Origin of the sequence: Nitrospira sp. (genome assembly GCA_029194665.1) — a bacterium.
In the GTDB taxonomy this organism is placed as follows: Bacteria; Nitrospirota; Nitrospiria; order Nitrospirales; family Nitrospiraceae; genus Nitrospira_D.
Genome location: JARFXO010000006.1, coordinates 298,127 through 318,127 on the forward strand (window position 1 = coordinate 298,127; position 20,001 = coordinate 318,127).

A 20,001-nucleotide genomic window follows, 5' to 3' on the forward strand; every position below is an offset into this window, starting at 1 on the left:
TCCGTTGAACAGTCCGCGAGTTCTTTTGGCCGATGACCACAAGATGATGCTGGCCGGATTGCACAAGCTGCTTGAAAACACCTGCGAGATTGTCGGGACAGCCTCAGACGGTCGTGCGCTCGTCGAGGCGGCTCAGCGTCTTGAACCAGACCTGATCATCTTGGACATTGCCATGCCGTTGCTGAACGGGATCGATGCCGCACGTCAGATTAGAACGCTTTGTCCCAACGCGAAACTCATCTTCCTCACCATGCAGACCAGTCCGACCTACGCGACCGAAGCGTTTCACGCCGGCGCGAGCGGGTATTTGCTCAAACACTCGGCTCCCATGGAGCTGCCGCTGGCGATCGAGGCCGCTCTGCAAGGACAGCACTATCTCACCCCCTCGATCGCCAAGCCGGTGCTGGAGCGCACGTTGAATCCCGAACGTGTTCCACTCTTTAAACGTTCCGTCTCAAAATTGACCCCCCGCCGACGCGAAGTCCTGCAATTGATCGGCGAAGGGAAAGGGACTAAAGAAATCGCCACCCTGCTCAACGTATCCGTGAAGACCATCGAGTTCCATAAGGCCCGCCTCATGGAAGAACTGGATATCCACACCACGGCGGAGTTGATGCGTTTCGCGATTGTGCAAGGTCTCGCCAGCGACCAACCTTTCAATACGTAAAGCAGTGCCATGTCACCCATGACCTCGGTCGTACGTACAGGGCACCAGTGCGCTATTGGTCGGGATCGGCCTTGCGCAGATCGACCAATCTGGCAATGATAAGGAGAAGTGATGGCGAAACACGAACTAGATGATGTGGTCCAATGGCATCACCTCGACGTCAAGGATGTCGTCGAGCGGTTGGAAACAGATCAACATTGCGGACTGACTGTTGCGGAGGTGCAACGGCGTCTAGCGCGCGAGGGGCCCAACCGTCTTCCGCCGCCACGCAAGCGGCCGGCCTGGCTACGCTTTCTCGTTCAGTTCCATAACGTGCTGATTTACATGATGTTGGTGGCGACCGTTATCGCGGCGTTCCTGAGCCACTGGATCGACGCGGCGGTGCTCTTCGCAGCCGTCATCGTCAATGCCGTCATCGGTTTTATCCAGGAAGGCAAGGCCGAGAACGCCCTCGATGCGATCCGCAGCATGCTGTCGCTCCACACGACGGTCCTTCGCGACACGGAACGAATCGAGATAGAGGCTGAGACTGTCGTACCGGGTGACATCGTGGTCATCGCGTCAGGCGACAAAGTGCCCGCTGATCTGCGTCTCATCTCAGGGAAAAACCTGCATGTGAATGAAGCAATTCTGACCGGTGAGTCCCACGTAGTGGAGAAGGTACCAGCACCGGTGCCGGTGGATGCTGCGCTGGGCGATCGTCGTTGCATGTTGTATTCAGGGACCTTGGTCGCGTCCGGAAAAGCGGTCGGGGTGGTGATCGCGACCGGCATTCGAACCGAACTCGGCCGCATCAGCTCGATGCTGGAGCAGGTCCAGGAAGTGACCACTCCTTTGTTGCGCCAGATGGCGGGATTCAGTCGTTGGCTGGCGATCGTCATTGGAGCAATGACCGTCGTCACATTCTTGATCGGCGTGTTTTGGCGCGGTCATGCTGCCGATGACATGTTCATGATGGTCGTGGCTTTGGCAGCCTCCTCTATTCCCGAAGGACTTCCCGCGATCATGACCATTACGCTGGCGCTCGGCGTCCGTCGCATGGCCAGACGCAACGCCATCATCCGGCATCTGCCGGCCGTCGAATCTCTCGGTTCCGTAACGGTCATCTGCTCCGACAAGACAGGCACCTTGACCAGGAATGAGATGACGGTCCAATCGGTCGCCGTCGGCGACTATGCATTCGAAGTGACCGGGGTTGGGTATGCGCCCGATGGGGGATTTCATCTGACGGGCGTCGCCGTGTCGGTCGACGACTATCCTGAGTTGATCGGTGCCTTACGCGCTGCCCTTCTCTGTAATGACGCACGGCTCCGCAACCACGACGGAGACTGGCAAGTCGAAGGCGATCCGACGGAGGGAGCGCTCTTGACGTTGGCCGTTAAGGCGGGCATCGATCCGGCATCGGAACATTCCGTTCTCCCTCGCACCGATGCCATCCCCTTCGAGTCCGAGCACCGATTCATGGCGACGCTTCACCATGATCACGAACACCACGGGTTCATCTTCGTGAAGGGAGCTCCAGAACGTGTCCTTGACATGTGCGACCGGTACCGGGCCGGCGGTCAGGATCTGCCCATTGACCAGAATTACTGGCATGGACGAGCCAAGGCCTTAGCCGGCGAGGGCATGCGCGTTCTAGCCGTCGCTGAAAAGCAGGCTCCGCCTATCCAGCATGGTCTGAGTTTTTCAGACGTTGAGACCGGATGCACGCTCCTCGCTCTGCTGGGGATCATTGATCCGCCTCGGGATGAAGCGACGGCGGCGGTGGCGGAATGCGCGTTCGCCGGCATCCGGGTCAAAATGATCACCGGCGACCATGCGGATACCGCGCGCGCCATTGGATCCCGTCTCGGCGTCGGTCACAATCAGGCGACCTTGACGGGCGCCGACGTCGAGACCATGGACGACATGCAACTGCGCTCGATTGTGCCCCATGTCGATGTCTTCGCGCGCGCGAGCCCTGAACACAAGCTGCGGCTGGTCCATGCGTTGCAGGCGACGGGCCACGTGGTGGCCATGACCGGCGACGGCGTCAACGATGCACCGGCCCTCAAGCGAGCGGACGTCGGCGTGGCCATGGGGTTGAAAGGCACCGATGCCGCCAGAGAAGCGGCCGATATGGTACTCGCCGACGACAATTTCGCCACGATCAGCAGCGCCGTGCGCGAAGGACGAGGCATTTACGACAACATCAAGAAATTCGTCCTGTTCATGCTGCCGACCAATGGCGGCGAGGCGTTGGTCGTCACGGCCGCGATCCTGTTCGAGCTGACGCTGCCGCTGACGGCTGCGCAGGTCCTCTGGATCAACATGGTGACTTCAAGCACGCTCGGTCTTGCCTTGGCGTTTGAGCTCCCCGAGTCCGACGTCATGCAGCGGCCCCCGCGCGACCCGCGGGAGCCCCTGCTTTCCTGGTTTTTCGTGTGGCGGATCCTGATGGTGTCCCTGCTGATGATGACGGGAGCGCTGGGACTATTTTTCTGGGAGCTGGACCGGGGCGCAAGCCTGGAAAGTGCTCGTACCATGGCCGTCAGTGCGATCGTGGTGACGGAAATGTTCTATCTGCTCAATAGTCGCCACATCCTCGGATCCGTGCTTTCACGGGAAGGGCTCTTCGGCAATCGCTGGGTCCTGATTGTTATTGCAGCCTGTGCGCTGCTGCAGATTGCCTATGTACATACTGGTCCGATGCAGGTAATCTTTCACTCAACCCACCTGACGTTTGAGGAGTGGCTCAAGGTCGTGCTGGTGGGAGCGTTCGTCTTTACGTTCGCCGAAGTGGAGAAAGTGATCATTCGGCACTTCCCCAGAAGCGCCGCTCATCGCGCGTCTGTCTGACCGAGCGATCGGCTGATTTTGCCCTTGAAGCAGGAGCCTAAAACATGAGGACGATCATCGCAGCAACCGATTTCTCTGATGAAGCTCGGTACGCTGCGGAACGCGCCGCCATGATTGCCGAGGAACAGCATGCGCATCTCAGTCTGTTGCATGTGATGAGCCGATCGGCTTTGAACGATGCGCGAAAATTGTCGCAGACACCGACCGACGTGGAAGCCAAGCTGATCGACGATGCCGGACGCATGTTAACCGAAGTAGCCGCAGACATCAGCCGTAAGACAGGGGTGATGGGGAGTACCGACGTCAGGATCGGCCAAGCCGTGACCGAAATCCTGTCGGCGACCGAGTCCGCGGATCTGCTTGTGGTGGGTGCTCATGGTGAGAGTTCCCTGCACGATCTGATTCTCGGCACGACGGCAGAACGCTTGCTCAGCACGTGCAAGCGACCGATGCTCGTAACGAAACACCCCCCGAAGACAGGATATCAGCGGGTGCTCGTGCCGGTCGACTTTTCCTCCTACTCTGCCTCCGCCTTGACGACGGCGAGCCTGATCGCGCCCAACGCCCGCCTGACGATCCTTCACATATTCAACGTTCCATTTGAAGGGAGACTCCGTATTGTCGGTGCGTCGGAGGACGACATCCGCCAATACGGCGAAGAGGAACAGCGGGCGGCAGAGAAGCAAATCGGGGAGCTGATCCGTGAAGCCCATATCGATGCGGATCGAGTTTCATGTGCGGTTGAACGCGGCGATCCCTCTCCTGTGATTTTAGCCAAAGCAGAGGAGCTCTCATCCGACCTCATCGTGATCGGCAAACAGGGTCAATCCTGGATCGAAGACCTGTTCCTTGGAAGCACCACACATCATGTCCTCGGCCGCTCGGAATGTGATGTGCTTGTCGTCCAAGAACGGGCCTAGCGCCCTCGTTTTCCCGCCATGACGTTGCCGATCATCATTCTACTTCCCTTGCTCGCCGGAACTACCGCGACGCTGCTCGCGCAGCGTCGCGGTTTCTCCGCCGCCGCATGGGCTGCCGCCTTGCCGACCGCCGTAAGCCTTGCGCTGCTCGCCCATGAAGCGCCGACCATCCTGGCAGGCGAACAGTTTTTCCAGAGTTGGCGGTGGCTGCCTGACCACGGGCTCAATTTTTCGTTCCGACTCGACGGGCTGAGCCTCATGTTCGGGCTGCTGATCCTTGGTATCGGGTTGCTCGTCATTCTCTACGCGCGCTATTACCTGTCCGCGCAGGACCGCATCGGCAGATTTTATGCCCTGCTCATGCTGTTCATGACTTCGATGCTTGGGATCATCTTCTCCGAGAACGCCCTCCTGCTGCTGATGTTCTGGGAATTGACGAGCCTCTCGTCCTTCCTGTTGATCGGCTTCTGGACTCACAGCCCTCTGGCTCGACAGGGCGCGCGCATGGCCTTCGCCGTCACCGGCGGCGGCGGACTCGCCCTGCTTGCCGGGATGTTGATCATCGGCAACATCGCGGGGAGTTTCGAGCTGTCCGTCTGGTTCACGGCACGGGAGACGATCCACAATCATCCTCAGTTCAATGTCGCGCTCGGCTTGGTGCTGCTGGGCGCGTTTACGAAATCGGCGCAGTTTCCGTTTCATTTCTGGCTGCCAGCTGCGATGGCCGCGCCGACTCCTGTGTCGGCCTATCTGCATTCCGCCACGATGGTGAAGGCGGGCGTGTTCCTGCTCGCAAGACTCTACCCCCTGCTCGGCGGAAATCTCGTCTTCGAATACGTGACGACCACCGTCGGCCTCACCACGATGGTGTTTGGCGCCTATGTGGCGATGTTCAGGCACGACCTGAAAGGACTGCTCGCCTATTCGACCATCAGCCATCTGGGTCTCATCATGTTCCTGCTGGGTCTCGACACGTCGATGTCCTCGCTGGCCGCCGTGTTCCATGTCGGCAACCATGCGACCTTCAAAGCTTCGCTGTTCATGGCGGCCGGCATCATCGATCATGAGTGCGGAACCCGCGACATGCGGCGGCTGGGCGGGCTCTGGCGTCAGATGCCGCAGACGACTGTGTTGGCCATCGTCGCTGCCTCGGCGATGGCCGGTGTGCCCTTATTCAATGGGTTTCTCTCCAAAGAAATGTTCTTCGCCGAGGCGCTCGACCTCCATGACCTGCTATTGTTGGATGACATCACGCCGTTCGCCGTCGTGCTGGGTTCGATGTTCAGCGTCGCCTACTCCGTGCGGTTCATCCACGATGTGTTCTTCGACGAGCCGCATAACCTTCCTCATCAGCCGCACAAACCACCTCGTTATATGAAGGTACCGGCCGAGATTCTGGCGGTCGTTTGTATCGCAGTCGGCGTGCTGCCCGGCTATACCGTCGCTCCATTCGTAGACGTAGCGGCGAGGGCGGTGGTGGGGGACTCCCTGCCGCCCTATCACATCGCACTGTGGCACGGGTTCTCACCGCCGTTGGTCATGAGTGCGATCGCGCTCGTCGGCGGCTCGGTGATCTACTGGCTGCTGCGTCATCGCTACGACCTGCACCTGCACGTACCGGCGCACTACACAGGACGACTGCTCTTTCAGCACGCCTATGATGGATTCATCGGCGTCGCGGGTCGCCTTACCAACTGGATGGAGAACGGCTCGCTCCAGCGCTATCTCGCATTCACCATCGCGGCGGTGATCGGACTTGGCTTGTGGCCGTTCCTGCAGTTTGGGTTCGAGGCCGGCGACGCGGAGACGACTTCGGTGATGCCGCTTGCGCTCGTCGCGTGGAGTGCGGGAATCGCGGCTGCGCTCGGGGCCGTCTGGTTTCATCGCGAGCGGATCGTGGCCGTCATACTGGCCGGCGTCGTCGGTCTGGCCGTATCGATCGCCTTTGCTTATTTTTCCGCTCCGGACCTCGCGCTGACACAGCTCGCCGTCGAGGTCGTCACGACCCTATTGATGCTCATGGCGCTGGCGCTCCTGCCGCAGTCGACGGCCGCCGAGTCAACGCGGCGGCGCAAAATTCGCGATGCCGTCCTTGCGGTCACGGCCGGTACCGGCGTCGCGGCGTTATCCTGGGCTGTCCTGACGCGCGGACAGGAATCCATCACTTGGTACTTTCTCGCAAACAGCCTGCCGCGGGGGGGCGGGGGTAATGTCGTGAACGTGCTGCTCGTTGACTTCCGCGGCTTCGATACGTTCGGCGAGATCACCGTCCTAAGCATGGCTGCGCTGGGAGCCTGGATAGTGACGACAGGGCTGCGCGTCGAGCGGCCTGCCGTCACAAGACCATCTGAAGCGACCGGCATCATGTTCGCGGTGGCGGCGCGACTGCTGCTGCCTTTTACACTCCTTGTAGCCATCTACCTGTTCCTGCGGGGCCACAATCAGCCGGGCGGCGGATTTCTCGCGGGGCTCGTCGTCGCGATCGCGCTCATCATGCAGTACATGGGTGAGGGCCTGCAGCAAACGCTGACCCGCATACGCATCGACTTCAGAATCCTGCTCGGTTCCGGCCTGTTGCTCGCCGGGTTGACGGGTCTCGCCGGTATGCTTGCGGGCGCGCCGTTTCTCACCAGCGCGGTCGGCCATCAGCATGTCCCGCTGTTGGGAGAGATTCCGCTCGCCAGCGCCACGGTGTTCGACCTCGGCGTATTTATGGCGGTGCTCGGGGCGACGCTCCTGACATTGAGCGCCCTTGGGCAGGCCCGGCGCAAGCCGGCCTCAACCGGCGAGGTCATGTGATGGAGTTGATGATCGCCATCGGGCTTGGGATCGTCACCGCCTGCGGTCTGTATCTTGTTCTGCGCGGGCGCACGTTCCCGGTGGTGCTCGGTCTCTCGCTGATCTCCTATGCCGTCAACTTGTTCATCCTAACCATGGGAAGGCTGGCCTCGGGCGTCCCACCCATCCTCTCACCGGAAGCGGCCGGATACGCCGACCCCGTACCGCAGGCGCTGGTGTTGACGGCCATCGTCATCAGTTTCGGCATGACCGGTTTTCTCATGGCGCTCGCAGTACGCACCTGGCATCAGACAGGGAGTGATCATGTGGACGGCGCTGAACCGGCGACGATTTCCAGGCCGGCAGGTAAGCCATGAATCACTTGCTCGCGTTGCCGATCGTCCTGCCCGCATTCGCGGCTGCGCTGCTCCTCGTCCTGCATCGCGCGACGATGGTTACGGCGCGCGCACTCAGTGCGGCAGCCACGCTGGGTCTTTTCGCAACGGCGATTGCCGTCCTGGCGCAAGCTGAATCCAGTACGCCGCTCGTCTACCAGGTCGGCAATTGGCCGGCGCCTTTTGGAATCGTGATGGTCGCCGACCGACTCTCCGCGTTCATGCTTCTGCTGACGGCGCTGCTCGCCCTCGCGGTGCTGCTCTATGCGGTGCAAGGCTGGGATACGCGCGGACAATACTTTCATCCTCTCTTTCTGTTTCAGTTGACGGGGTTGAACGGGGCGTTCCTTGCGGGAGACCTGTTCAATCTCTTCGTCTTCTTCGAAATTCTGTTGATCGCGTCCTATTGCCTCGCATTGCAAGGCCTGATTGTGGAGCGACTGCGCGCAACCCTGCACTATGCCGCCATCAACATCGCGGCCTCCAGCGTATTTCTGATCGCCGCCAGCTTGCTGTACGGCATCACGGGAACGCTCAACATGGCACATCTGGCCGAACGTGTCGCGGAGGTACGGGCCGAAGACGTGGGGCTCGTGCGAGCCGCCGGCTTGTTGTTGCTCGGCGTGTTTTCCATCAAAGCCTCCCTCTTCCCCCTGTACTTCTGGCTACCTGCCGTCTATTCGAATGCGCCTGCCCCGGTCGCGGCGCTGTTCGCCATCATGACGAAGGTCGGCATCTATGCGATCATCCGCATCACGACGCTGATCTTCACCAGGGGAGAAAGCGCCGTCATGGAATTGACTTCCCCATGGCTCATGCCGGTTGCGTTGCTCACGCTGGCATTCGGGACATTGGGCGCGCTCGGCGCCCAGCGCCTTGCCACCCTGACGGCGTATCTCACCATTGCGTCGGTCGGCACGATTCTGACCGGCGTGGCGGACGGTGGGAGCAAGGGCCTCGCCGCCGCGCTCTATTATCTGGCGCATTCCACCCTCGCCATCGCCATCCTGTTCCTCGTCGCCGATCTGCTCGGACGGAGCCGCGGAGCAGTGAGAGACCAGCTTCATCCTGGACCGCCGCTGCGGCAGGCGGCGCCGCTGGGCCTGGCCTTTCTGTTCGCCGGTGCGACGGTGGCCGGAATCCCGCCTTCATCGGGATTCCTGGGGAAGCTCATGATTCTGCAAAGTACGACGACTGGGCTGAGCGTCGTCCTGGTATGGACAGTAATCCTGATGACGAGCGTGCTCACCTTGATCAGCTGCTCCCGAGCAGGCAGCATCGTGCTTTGGAATGTCACGGAACCGCTCCCCGTCGGTCCGGCCCATGCCCCACGCGCCGGCGAATGGACGGCGCTGGGGGCGCTCGCGACCTGCAGTCTGCTCTTGGTCCTGTTTGCAGCTCCGATCAAGCGTTACACCGATGAAACGGCGGCGCAACTGCTCTCGCCGGCCTCGTACGTCCATGCGGTCCTCGGACCTCAACGAGATGGTCTTGTCCGGCCTCATACAACGGGAGACCTCCGGTGAACAAGGTGTTTCCATTCCCTGTGCTGTCGCTGTCACTCGCAGCCTGCTGGTTGACCCTGGCCGGGCTGTCGCCGGCTCAACTCGCCCTGGCACTCGTCCTTGCGATCGCCATCCCGCATATCACGGCGTCGTTCTTAGGAGAACTGCCTGGAATCCGCTCGACTGGAACCGCCTTGCGCCTCGCCGGATTGGTGGCGTGGGATATCGTGCTGGCGAACATTGCGGTCGCGCGCCTGGTGCTCGGGCCGGTCCCGCGCCTGCGGCCGGGCTTCGTGCACGTCCCGCTCGCCGTGACTCACCCGCATGCGATCGCGCTGTTTGCCAGCGTCGTGTCCATCGTTCCCGGCTCGCTGTCCATCGCGTTTTCACCGGATTCCCGCACCCTGCTGCTGCACGTGCTCCACCTCGAAGACGAGAAGCATTTTGTCGCGAGGATCAAGGAGCGTTACGAGCGCCCGATAATGGACATGTTGGAATGCTGACCGTCGCGCTCTATATCGCCTTCGGTTCCATCGCGCTCGCGATCATATGCTGTACCTTGCGTCTGCTGTGCGGCCCTGATCCGGCCGATCGAGTTCTGGCATTCGATACGCTGTACATCAACACCATCGCGCTACTGATCGTTCTGGACATCCATCAATCAACATCCGTGTTTTTCGAAGCAGCGCTCCTGATAGCGATGATCGGGTTCGTTGCGACCGTGGCATTGGCGCGCTATCTTGCCCGCGACAACATTGGAGAGTAACCACATGCTCGACATCGTTGTATCTGTGCTGCTGCTGGTCGGCAGCGTCTTCATTCTCGTCGGCGCGATCGGGCTCATTCGCTTGCCGGATTTCTTCATGCGACTGCATGGCCCGACGAAGGCCACGACCTTGGGCGTGGGCGGCATGCTGCTGGCCGCGGTCCTGTCCTCCATCCCCGACGGCCTGAGCCTCCGTGAGCTGCTCATCGCCCTGTTCTTGTTCATCACCGCGCCGGTGAGCGCCTTTTTGGTGGGACAGGCCGCCCTGCGACGGCGTCTCCCCTCGCGCGCGCCGCTGCCGGAAGATTTCCCCGGTCTACGCCACTAGCCCGCAGACTTGCCTTCGAGGGTACGACAGGCACCCCTTCTCGGCAATTGACCTGAGCGAAACGGGTGAACTATAAAAGCCCTCCACGATGCAGTCTTGGAGCATGACGGCGCCGTCCGTAACAGTGCCGTCGTCATGTTGGTGCACGTAATGACTGTGGAATGGGCGTAGGCCATGAGGACCGCAGCGCATCCAAGGAGAACGATTCTAGTGGCAACCGACTTTTCGAAGCCGGGGAAACTGGCGGTCCCGTATGCCTTTAAACTTGCCCTCCTGTTGAATCTCCGTCTCACGATCCTCCATGTCGTGAAGGCCCCTCCGGACTTCGAGCACTGGTCTCCGGGTGCGCGCCGTTCCCTTCACTCCTTGAAGACCAAGGCGCTTCTTGAGCTGGGCCGGATCGTGCGTCTTGCGAACGAGAACGGCCTCATGGCCGATCACAGACTTGTGGTGGGCATTCCTCAGAATTCCATCTTGGATGTTGCACAGAGTCCTGACGTTGCCCTTATCGTCATGGGAACTCACAGTAAGACCGGCTGGGATCGACTCCGGTTAGGCAGTGTTGCGGAGAGCACCTTACGCTGGGCGGCTTGCCCCGTTCTCACGGTCCATGCGTCTGTTGCTTCCCGTACCTCCGTCAATCCGCGTCGGCTGAGCCTATCTCGTCTCCTGGTAGCAACGGACTTTTCTGCTTCTTCGAAGGCTGCGCTTCGTGCCGCGATCGTGCTGGCAAAACGGCTGAACGGGCAAGTGGCGTTGGTCCATGCCGCCGAGCCCTCAGGTTCCTTGCAGGCTGGTCCGCTCCACATCGATGAACTCTCGCGGAAGCGCTATGCTCAACAGTTCCAGAGGATTATATCGGCGTCCCAAGCAGATGAGGTCATCACCGACAAGGTCGTGATCACGGGAAATCCGGTTGAAGTCATTCTCGATCAGGCGAAACGCAGGAACGTTGACCTCATCGTCGTTGGAACCCATGGCCGTCGCGGCATGAAGCGACTCATGCTGGGCAGTGTTGCCGAAGCTGTGGTTCGAAGAGCCGCCTGTCCCGTCTTCGTGGTGAAGGCTCAAGCGAAAAAACCGTTTAAATGACCAACGGCACGAGGCGTTCCCCTCCCTCTCCAGAAGTACAAGTTAACCCTAATCCGGAGACATTTTGACATCAGGACACACAATTCATGGATGAGGTGGCGACATTGTTCACCTCGTCTGTGGTATTTTCGTTCCCCAGTCTTGCGGCCTGCCCTCAATCGACCATGGCGGGCCGATCGGCGAAGAGAGTCCCCTTAACAAAGGTGTTCCGTGCAGCCCGACCCCGTATTTTTTAGAGACCTCGCCACGGTATTCCTTGCCGCCGTCGCAGGCGGCATACTCGCTCGGCTTGCCCGGCAGCCGTTGATTCTTGGCTACGTCCTGGGCGGTATCGCCATCGGTCCGTTTACACCGGGACCTACTATCTCGGAATCTCACACATTCGATCTCTTTGCGGAGATCGGCATCATTCTGTTGATGTTTTCGATCGGACTTGAGTTTTCCGTGAAGGACCTGATGCGCGTCAAATGGGTCGCCCTCGCCGGCGGTCCGCTCGGCATTCTCTTGTCCATCGGGTTGGCCCTACTGGTAGGGACCTTGAGCGGGTGGTCGACGACCCAAAGCATCGTGATCGGAGCAGTGACTTCTATGGCGAGCACCATGGTTCTCGCCCGTTTCCTCGTCGATCGAGGTGAACTTCGTTCAAAACACGGACGGGTGATGATCGGTATTGCCCTGGTGGAAGACGTTGCGGTCGTCGTCATGACGGTGCTCATGTCGGCCCTCGGAGAATTCGACTCGGGGCGCTTGCTCGTGATCGGCAAAGCCTTTGCGAAGGCGATGCTGATCCTAGCGCCGGTCGGATACTTGGGCGCCAAAGTCATCCCGCCGATCTTGACGCACGTCGCCAGGACACAAAACCATGAACTGTTCTTGCTCGTGACACTGGCCATCAGCCTTGGGACCGCCGCCGTCACGCAGATGGTCGGACTGTCCCTCGCGCTGGGAGCCTTCCTGGCCGGCCTCATTATCAGCGCATCAGAGTATGGGCACGAAACCTTGGCCAGGCTGCTCTCGCTACGCGATGCCTTCGTCGCGCTCTTCTTCGTGACCATCGGCATTCTGATCGACCCACGCGTGATCATCGATAACCTTTCTCTCCTTGCCACCATGATCGGCTTGATCGTGGCCGGGATGTTCACGATTTGGACAACCATCGTGCGGATGTTTGGCTACTCTTGGCCCACGGCATGCCTGGTGGGGATCGGTCTCACCCAAATCGGCGAATTCTCGTTTGTCCTGGTGCAGGTTGCAAAAGGGGCAGGCCATGTCGGCAGCGAAGTCTACAATGCGACGCTTGCCGCCTCCGTCATCACCATTCTCATGAATGCGGCTCTCGTCCGGTATGTACCTGGGTGGATAGGTCGGAGACGGCTCGCCCATGATCAGCACGACATGGCGCCCTGGCCGCCGGAAGGCGACCCGCTCCGACAACATGTCGTCCTGTGTGGATTTGGACGAGTCGGCAGCTCGCTCGGAAGAGCGTTGGAGACCTTCAGTCTTCCCTACGTGGTCATCGACCGAAATCCCGACACCATTCGCCAGTTGCAGGCCAGACACATTGCCTGCCTCTATGGAGACGCCTCCCACCGCGAATTGCTCATAAAGGCCGGAGCGGAGGATGCGTCTCTGATCATCGTAGCACTGCCTGAAATTGAATCTGCCGCGCTCACAGTGCGCCGCCTCCGCGCCCTCAATCCGAAAGTCCCGATCTTAGCTCGAGCACATGGATCAGCGGAAGCGGAACGACTTGGTACGGTTGGTGCAGCCGAGGTGATTCAGCCTGAAGTCGAGGCGTCGGCAACACTCATCAGACATGCCTTGGCCTGGTTCGGAGTACCGAAGGACCGCATTCTGGACTATGTGGAACAATACCGGCAACCCATGGAAACGAAGCGGCAATCGAGTTAATCTCGTCAGCGACGTTCCTTCCGCTGCTGCGAGAGGTACCGGTACATCCCCTCCACATTCTCCGGGAACCAATCAGCGTAGCGCTGCCACTGCTCGTACTTGGGAAGCCGCACAGTTTTTTTCGCCTCTTCCACACTCGCCCCCTTGCGGACCTGCTCCTCCACGGCCGCTCTGAGGTCTTCCAGGTAGCCGCGAAATTGTCGCACATGCTCCTTCTTCCCGATTTTGCCGTGGCCTGGGACTAGAGTCTCGAAGTCCAATTGCTCGACCTGTTTGAGCGATTCGATCCAGTCGTCCGGATAATCGCTCTGCATCGTGCGGTAGGCCACCGTCTCGACCGGGATGAAATCGACGGCAAAGAGGAGCTTGTTTTGTGGGAGCAGGACGACGAGGCTGTTATCCGAGTGGTTCTTCCCGGTATAGATCAACTCGACATGTTTCCCCCCGAGGTCGATCGACATCCGGTCGGTGAAGGTGAGGTCCGGGACCGGAGTGTTCGGATCCGCTGCTTGGAGAATTTTTTCCCGCGCCGCCGCATGGCTGACGAAGCATGCCTGATCGGCGAAGACGCTGCCGCCGGTGATGTGATCATCGTGGTGGTGGCTGTAGATCACATAACGGACCGGCTGATCGGTCAGGGTCTCGATCTTGGCCTTGAGCCAGGCCGCCGCATCGGAACTGATCGGATCGGTCACGACCACGCCCTTCGGCGTCGTGATGAAAATAGATTGATGAAAGTGATGCCGGAACAGATAGACGTCCTCGGCCAGCTCGGTGACCTCATCATCGGGCGGAGACTGTTGTGCAAACACCCTCTGACCGTCAAACAACAGACATCCGACTATCAACACAAAGAAGAACCATTTCGAGATCGACATGCCGTTCTCTCCTTACAGATGATTCAGGGCCTCGGCCTCACGCCCCGTTAGATCGTATTCGCCGGATTGAGCTGAGCGACTACCAGCCTTCTCGCTTGCTGCCTCTTGTCTCCACATCAGGATTACAGATACAGCGGCTTGATGGGCGACACAACCGCTGCCGGGTCGTTCTTCCACACCGATTCCTCCGCATCCACGTAGAGTTCCACCTCGTTCCCATCGGCATCTTTGAGATAGAGACTCTGGCTGACCGTGTGATCGCTCATGCCGTCGATCGAGATCCCTGCTTGTTCCAGCTCTCGTTTGGCCTGGCGCAGCTCATCGAGGCTGTCTCCGATTTTGATGCCGACGTGATAGAGCCCGCGACGCCTGCCCGGTGGAGGCCCGGGCGCATCGCCGACCTGGATCAACAGCAATTCGTGATGCGTACGACCGGAACTCAGTGCCGCCGCCGCTCCGTTGAAGATCCGCCCGACCTCCTTAAATCCCAGCAGATCACGATAAAACGCCAACGAGCGTTCGAGATCCTTCACATAGAACACAACATGACCAAGGTAATGGGCTTTCATTTGATTCACCCCTTGTTCTGGACGGACTGCTTCAGCAATGCTCTGACCGTCGCGTGCTCCAGCCCGACATCGGGACTTCGTTGCAGTGCGTCGTGATACTGTCTACCGAATCCCTCCCCCTCTTCCGTCGGCATGAGGAGCCTCTGTGCAGAAGCAAGCAGAGCTGAGATTTCCTCAGGGGTTGAGGGGTCATTCTTTTCACTGAGTTCGTCGAGCTTGGTCATCAGTTGGGACAGCGGCCGCAACCAGGCGAACCAGGGATCGTTCAATACCAGCTGCAAAAGCGCTCCGTTGGACGGGATACGTCCATGCACGCGCTCATAGGACACCCGCTCGTTGTCCAGCAAGGCCTTGTGCAGACGAAGCAGAGCACGAAAAAGATCGTCCAGATGCGTGCGTGATCGGTCCGAACTCGACAAGCTCCCGTCTCCTTCCTTACTGGTTACTTCCAGAATTTCTTATCCAAGCTCATCGCTCGTCTCTCACGATACGCATTTCAAAGTTCCCCTTGCGCGGGCACCGAAGCAAGTCCGGTACGGTCTTCTCTGATTCTCTCTCGTTGGACAGGTCCGGTAACAGGCCTGCCCAACCTTCGGATCAGCATGAAGAACAAGGGGACAAACAAGACGGAAAGGATCGTCGCGGCGATCATGCCGCCGAACACACCAGTCCCGATCGAATGACGACCGGCCGCCCCTGCTCCACCGGCCACGACCAACGGCACCACACCGAGAATAAACGCCAATGAGGTCATGAGGATGGGACGGAACCGAAGGCTGGCCGCTTCGATCGTCGCATCTCTCAACGGGAGGCCGTGCTGGTACCGTTGATTCGCGAACTCCACGATGAGAATGGCGTTCTTGGCCGCGAGCCCGATCAGTGTGACGAGGCCGATCTGGAAATAAATATCGTTGGCCATCCCCGACAACCAGACCGCCGACAAGGCGCCGAACACGCCGAACGGTACGGCCAGGATCACGGCAAACGGGACGGTCCAACTCTCGTACTGAGCGGCCAGCACCAAAAACACCATAAGCAAGCCGAATCCAAACGCGACAACCGACTGAGAGCCGGCTTTACGTTCCTGATAAGAAATGCCGCTCCAATCGAGATCGAACCCCTGAGGGGTCAAGACCTCTTGCGCCGCCCGCTCTAACGCATCGAGGGCCTGGCCTGAGCTGTAGCCCGGCGCCGCTGAACCCAGGACAAGGGCGGTATTGAATCCATTGAAGTGAGTGACGGGGTCAGGCCCGCTGGAATAGCTCGTCGTCACCACTGTGTCGAGGGGGATCATCGTCGGTTCTCGGCCGTTCACTGCCCGAACGTAAATCTTACTGATATCGGCCGGGCGCGATCGATACTGAGGCTCCGCTTCGGTCTGGACCCGATAGACACGGCCGAATTTTACGAAATCGTTGATGTACAGGTTGCCGAAATAGGCCTGCAGCGTGTCGAACACTTCAGAGATGGGCACACCGAGCGCCTTGGCCCTCTCTCGATTGATCTTGGCGTGCACGCGGGGTGCGCTCACGCGAAAACTGGTACTGACCGCCCCGATCGCCGGGTCCTGCCTTGCCTGTTCGACGAACTCCTGAGCGAGCGCGCCGAACTGCTTAAAATCCCCACCGCTCGGGTCTTGCAGTTGCACGGAAAAGCCGCCGGTGGCGCCCAGGCCTCGAATCGAGGGAGCATTAAACGCCAGGATCAACGAACCGGGGATCTTCGCAAACTCTCCGAACGCGCCTCCGATCAGCGCCTTGACATGGTCCGGCTTGCTCTTCCGTTCATCCCAATGTTTGAGAGGCGCGAAGACGGTCGCCGTATTGGTTCCCCTGGTATTGAAGACGAAGTTCTGTCCCGAGAGCGCTTGTGTCCCATAGACCGCTGGCAGGGTATGGTAGTACTGCTCGATTCGATCGACGACTGCGTCCGTCCGCTTTTTCGACGCCCCATCCGGGAGCTGAACGACGGTAATAAAATATCCCTGGTCCTCTTCCGGCAAGAAGGCCATGGGAATCACCGTGAACAATTTCACTGCGACACCGATCACGACCGCACAGAGCGCGAGCGAGAGCACCATGTGTTTCAACGTGAAACCCACGCTTGTCGAGTACCGAATCTGGACCCATTCGAACAGCCGGTTAAATAGTCCGAAGAAGCCCTTGCGTCGCCCATGGCTCGGCTTCAGCACGAGTGCGCAGAGGGCCGGACTCAGCGTCAGTGCGACGAACCCAGAAATCGCGACGGAGACCGCAATCGTGATGGCAAACTGTTTGTACAATTGCCCGGTGATCCCTCCGAGAAATCCCACCGGCACAAAGACCGCACACAACACCAGCACAATGGCGATCACGGGGCCTGCCACCTCCTCCATGGCCTTCTTGGCCGCATCTTTCTGTGACAGTCCATTCGCCATGTGGCGCTCCACGTTTTCCACAACCACAATGGCATCATCCACCACAATCCCGATGGCGAGCACCAAACCGAAGAGGGTGAGGGTATTGATCGAAAATCCCAGGGCCGCCATCCCGGCAAAGGTTCCGATCAGCGAGACCGGAACCGCCAAGACGGGTATCAATGTGGCGCGCCAGCTTTGAAGAAAGAGGTACACCACCAGGACCACCAAGATCATGGCTTCCCCTAAGGTCTTGACCACTTCCTTGATGGAGACATCGACAAAGCGTGTCGTGTCGTACGGAATGTCATAGGTGACGCCGGGTGGAAAGATCTTGCTCAGCCTCTCCATTTCCCCGCGAATTCCCTTGACCGTGTCGAGGGCGTTGGCACCGGGTAACAGAAAAGTGAGAAGCAGCGCGGTGGGTTTGCGGTTATAACGGCCCTCGAGCACGTAGGATTGCGCCCCCAACTCGACCCGCGCGACATCTTTGAGACGAACCATCGACCCGTTCGGCATTGCTCGAACGATCATATCCTCGAATTCGTGCACGTCGGACATGCGTCCGTCGGCAAAGAGCGGGAGGGTGAGCTCCGTGGAGATCGGCATGGGCTCCCGCCCGACGGTTCCGGCGGGGAAGTCACGGTTCTGTTCGCGCACGACATTCGCGATGTCGGTCGGTGTCAGACCCAACTGCGCCATACGCACTGGATCAAGGACGAGACGCATGCTGTAGTTCTGTTGTCCAAAGACCAGCGCATCGCCGACGCCGGGCAAGCGCTTGATATTGTCGAGGATGCGCAGGATCGCGAAATTCGAGAGAAACAGCGCATCTTGCTGCGGATCGTCTGAATTCAGCACCATGACCGTCAGCAGATCCGGCGACATTTTTTTAACGGTCACTCCTTGACGAATGACTTCCGGCGGAAGCTGCGGCTCGGCAAGCTTCTGGCGATTCTGTGCCTGGACCTGCGCAATATCCACGTTCGTGCCGATTTCGAAGGTCAGCTTGATGGTCATGTGACCATCGTTCGTGCTCGTCGAATCGAAATAGAGAAGGTGATCGATCCCGGGAAGCTGCAACTCGATGGGGCGGGCGACCGATTCCGCCACGACTTCCGCGCTCGCACCGGGATAGTCGGCTTCGATCTGCACCACCGGGGGCGTGATTTCAGGAAATTGAGCGATGGGCAGGGCCAACATTGCCACGAGCCCTATCACCACGAGTACAATGGAAAGAACTGAGGCAAAAATCGGCCGATCGATGAAAAACCCGAGGTTCATTTTGCCTGTTTCGCGCTGCCGACCGACGATGGAGGCGTCTTTGGTGTCGTTGAGGCAACCGTAACGGGCATGACCTGGGCGCCGGGAGCGACTCGCTGGAATCCCTCCACCATCACCCGTTCCCCTGCACGGAGCCCTTCCTCGATGAGCCACCGGTCTTCTTGCCAATCCGTCGCCTTCACGTCTCGGACTTCTACCTGGTCACCCTGTCCGACGACATAGACGACCGCGCCCTTTGGTCCCTGCTGGACCGCACGTTGCGGAACAAGGATGGCATTGGGTTTCGACACTCCGTGAAAGCGCACGGTCACGAACTGGCCGGGCAACAACACCCGGTCGGGGTTCGGGAACACCACCCGCGCTTGCCGGGAACCAGTCTGAACCTGCAACCCGATTTCAGCAAAATCCAACACTCCCTCATGCGCATAGGTCGTTCCGTCCACAAAGATGATGGTGCCCGTCAACTTGTAGATTCCCGGGTGCTGAATCCGCTTCGACAGGGTGTCCCGCCGTCGCTTGAGGAGAAAACTCTCCGGCGCGCTCACGATCACATACATGGGATCGACTTGATGAATGACCGTCAGGAGATCCGTCTGCGCGGTGACTAGCCGCCCCTGGTAGTAACGCGTTCGCTCGATCAAGCCGTCGACCGGAGCCACGATCAGCGTATTGTCCAGATCGAACTTGGCCTTGACCAGATCCCCTTTAGCCGCTTCCAGCGCGGCCCGCGCGGCAAGATCTTCCGCAATCGCATCGTCCACATCCTTTTGGCTGACGGCCTGCTCCACGAGCAACGGCTTGACACGCGCCAGATTTTGCTTGGCCTGGACGAGCCGCGCCTCGGCTTGCGCAACTCGTCCCTTCGCGCTCACGAATGCCGCCCGGAAGGGCACAGGATCGATCTCGTAGAGACGATCACCTTGCTTGACGTCGCGACCCTCGGGGAAAAACCGTTGCTTGATGATGCCGGTGACTTGCGGGCGAATCTCAACAATGCTCGACGCCTCGGCTTGCCCGATAAACTCCGGTTCATCGGGAAGAGTCTGAGCAAAAGTTTCAACGACCTGCACTTCGGGGATCGGACGAGGCGCGGAAGAGCCGGCTTCGCCCTTGCAGCCGAACAGGCCGGCTGCTCCGACGACGAAAAGCACGCCAATCACGAGCCTCATCGGTATCGGCTTAGTTCGCAAGACGTTTTTCATGACATACAACACGCGGTGAGAATCCACTCAGCAAGCATGAGATGTCAAGGGCATGGTAATCACGATGTCGCCGGGTTGGGCGGTGTCGCTGGGTTCATGGGCCGGTTCTGCTCCTTGTGCAACTAAGGCCGTTGCTTTTTCAGGCGTGCGGTTGTAGACCTAAAGCATGAAGCCCGCCTTAAGCAGGTTGCCGGCCATTGCGCTACCCATCTTGCCAAGTCCAATGAATCCGATCGATTCCATAGCATGAACTCCTCAGTTATCGCTCTAGTCCATATTCGTCCGGACCTTACTATGCTCGGTGCTGAGGTTGATCTCGTCGCTCACAGCCATGTAGCCGCCAATCCTACCAGCTCCTGACTCTTCCGTCATTCTGCTTGCATGCGTCCACTGTGTCAGTTATGCATGCCATGTCATAATTGTCACAAACGTTTGTTGAGATCCGAAGAAATCTATTTTAACCGTAAGCAGAT

General features: G+C 59.4%; 16 protein-coding genes. 11 read left to right on the forward strand and 5 right to left on the reverse strand.

What is annotated here, in order from left to right; genetic code table 11:
* Positions 1-4: 4 nt before the first annotated feature.
* From P0119_19525 to P0119_19575, 11 genes are all read left to right on the forward strand, one after another.
* Positions 5-667, forward strand: coding sequence for a response regulator transcription factor (locus P0119_19525; protein MDF0668242.1), 663 nt, complete (start codon positions 5-7; stop codon positions 665-667).
* Between the two features lie 111 nt (positions 668-778).
* Positions 779-3,505, forward strand: coding sequence for a cation-transporting P-type ATPase (locus P0119_19530; protein ID MDF0668243.1), 2,727 nt, complete (start codon positions 779-781; stop codon positions 3,503-3,505).
* 44 nt (positions 3,506-3,549) lie between these two features.
* Positions 3,550-4,425, forward strand: coding sequence for a universal stress protein (locus P0119_19535; protein ID MDF0668244.1), 876 nt, complete (start codon positions 3,550-3,552; stop codon positions 4,423-4,425).
* A gap of 18 nt (positions 4,426-4,443) precedes the next feature.
* The gene (locus P0119_19540) at positions 4,444-7,224 is read left to right on the forward strand and encodes a monovalent cation/H+ antiporter subunit A (GenBank protein MDF0668245.1); all 2,781 of its coding nucleotides are present in this window, start codon (positions 4,444-4,446) and stop codon (positions 7,222-7,224) included.
* A complete protein-coding gene (locus P0119_19545) occupies positions 7,224-7,580 on the forward strand; it encodes a Na+/H+ antiporter subunit C (GenBank protein ID MDF0668246.1) in 357 nt (118 codons plus the stop codon). The genes P0119_19540 and P0119_19545 overlap by 1 nt, the downstream gene beginning before the upstream one ends.
* Positions 7,577-9,124 carry a monovalent cation/H+ antiporter subunit D gene (locus P0119_19550; protein ID MDF0668247.1) on the forward strand — a complete coding sequence of 516 codons (1,548 nt, stop codon included), beginning with the start codon at positions 7,577-7,579 and terminating at the stop codon, positions 9,122-9,124. Before P0119_19545 ends, P0119_19550 begins: the two co-directional genes overlap by 4 nt.
* Complete coding sequence (locus P0119_19555; GenBank protein ID MDF0668248.1) at positions 9,121-9,606, forward strand: Na+/H+ antiporter subunit E; 486 nt, start codon at positions 9,121-9,123, stop codon at positions 9,604-9,606. Before P0119_19550 ends, P0119_19555 begins: the two co-directional genes overlap by 4 nt.
* Complete coding sequence (locus tag P0119_19560) at positions 9,600-9,869, forward strand: K+/H+ antiporter subunit F (protein ID MDF0668249.1); 270 nt, start codon at positions 9,600-9,602, stop codon at positions 9,867-9,869. The genes P0119_19555 and P0119_19560 overlap by 7 nt, the downstream gene beginning before the upstream one ends.
* A 4-nt stretch (positions 9,870-9,873) precedes the next feature.
* The gene (locus tag P0119_19565; protein MDF0668250.1) at positions 9,874-10,197 is read left to right on the forward strand and encodes a Na+/H+ antiporter subunit G; all 324 of its coding nucleotides are present in this window, start codon (positions 9,874-9,876) and stop codon (positions 10,195-10,197) included.
* Positions 10,198-10,371: 174 nt separating this feature from the next.
* Positions 10,372-11,289 carry a universal stress protein gene (locus P0119_19570; protein MDF0668251.1) on the forward strand — a complete coding sequence of 306 codons (918 nt, stop codon included), beginning with the start codon at positions 10,372-10,374 and terminating at the stop codon, positions 11,287-11,289.
* 210 nt (positions 11,290-11,499) lie between these two features.
* Positions 11,500-13,200: a cation:proton antiporter gene (locus P0119_19575; protein ID MDF0668252.1), complete on the forward strand. Its 1,701-nt coding sequence runs from the start codon at positions 11,500-11,502 to the stop codon at positions 13,198-13,200.
* Between the two features lie 5 nt (positions 13,201-13,205).
* On the opposite strand, the gene P0119_19580 is transcribed toward P0119_19575, so the two are convergent.
* The 5 genes from P0119_19580 to P0119_19600 all read right to left on the reverse strand — a co-directional run bounded on the left by P0119_19580 (position 13,206) and on the right by P0119_19600 (position 19,486).
* On the reverse strand, positions 13,206-14,078 hold the full coding sequence (locus tag P0119_19580) for an MBL fold metallo-hydrolase (protein ID MDF0668253.1): 873 nt from the start codon (positions 14,076-14,078) through the stop codon (positions 13,206-13,208).
* A gap of 122 nt (positions 14,079-14,200) precedes the next feature.
* On the reverse strand, positions 14,201-14,647 hold the full coding sequence (locus P0119_19585) for a VOC family protein (protein ID MDF0668254.1): 447 nt from the start codon (positions 14,645-14,647) through the stop codon (positions 14,201-14,203).
* Positions 14,648-14,652: 5 nt separating this feature from the next.
* Positions 14,653-15,066, reverse strand: a complete 414-nt coding sequence (locus P0119_19590) for a hypothetical protein (GenBank protein ID MDF0668255.1) — start codon at positions 15,064-15,066, stop codon at positions 14,653-14,655.
* 77 nt (positions 15,067-15,143) lie between these two features.
* Positions 15,144-18,326: a multidrug efflux RND transporter permease subunit gene (locus P0119_19595; GenBank protein ID MDF0668256.1), complete on the reverse strand. Its 3,183-nt coding sequence runs from the start codon at positions 18,324-18,326 to the stop codon at positions 15,144-15,146.
* Complete coding sequence (locus P0119_19600; GenBank protein ID MDF0668257.1) at positions 18,323-19,486, reverse strand: efflux RND transporter periplasmic adaptor subunit; 1,164 nt, start codon at positions 19,484-19,486, stop codon at positions 18,323-18,325. Before P0119_19600 ends, P0119_19595 begins: the two co-directional genes overlap by 4 nt.
* Positions 19,487-20,001: the final 515 nt, after the last annotated feature.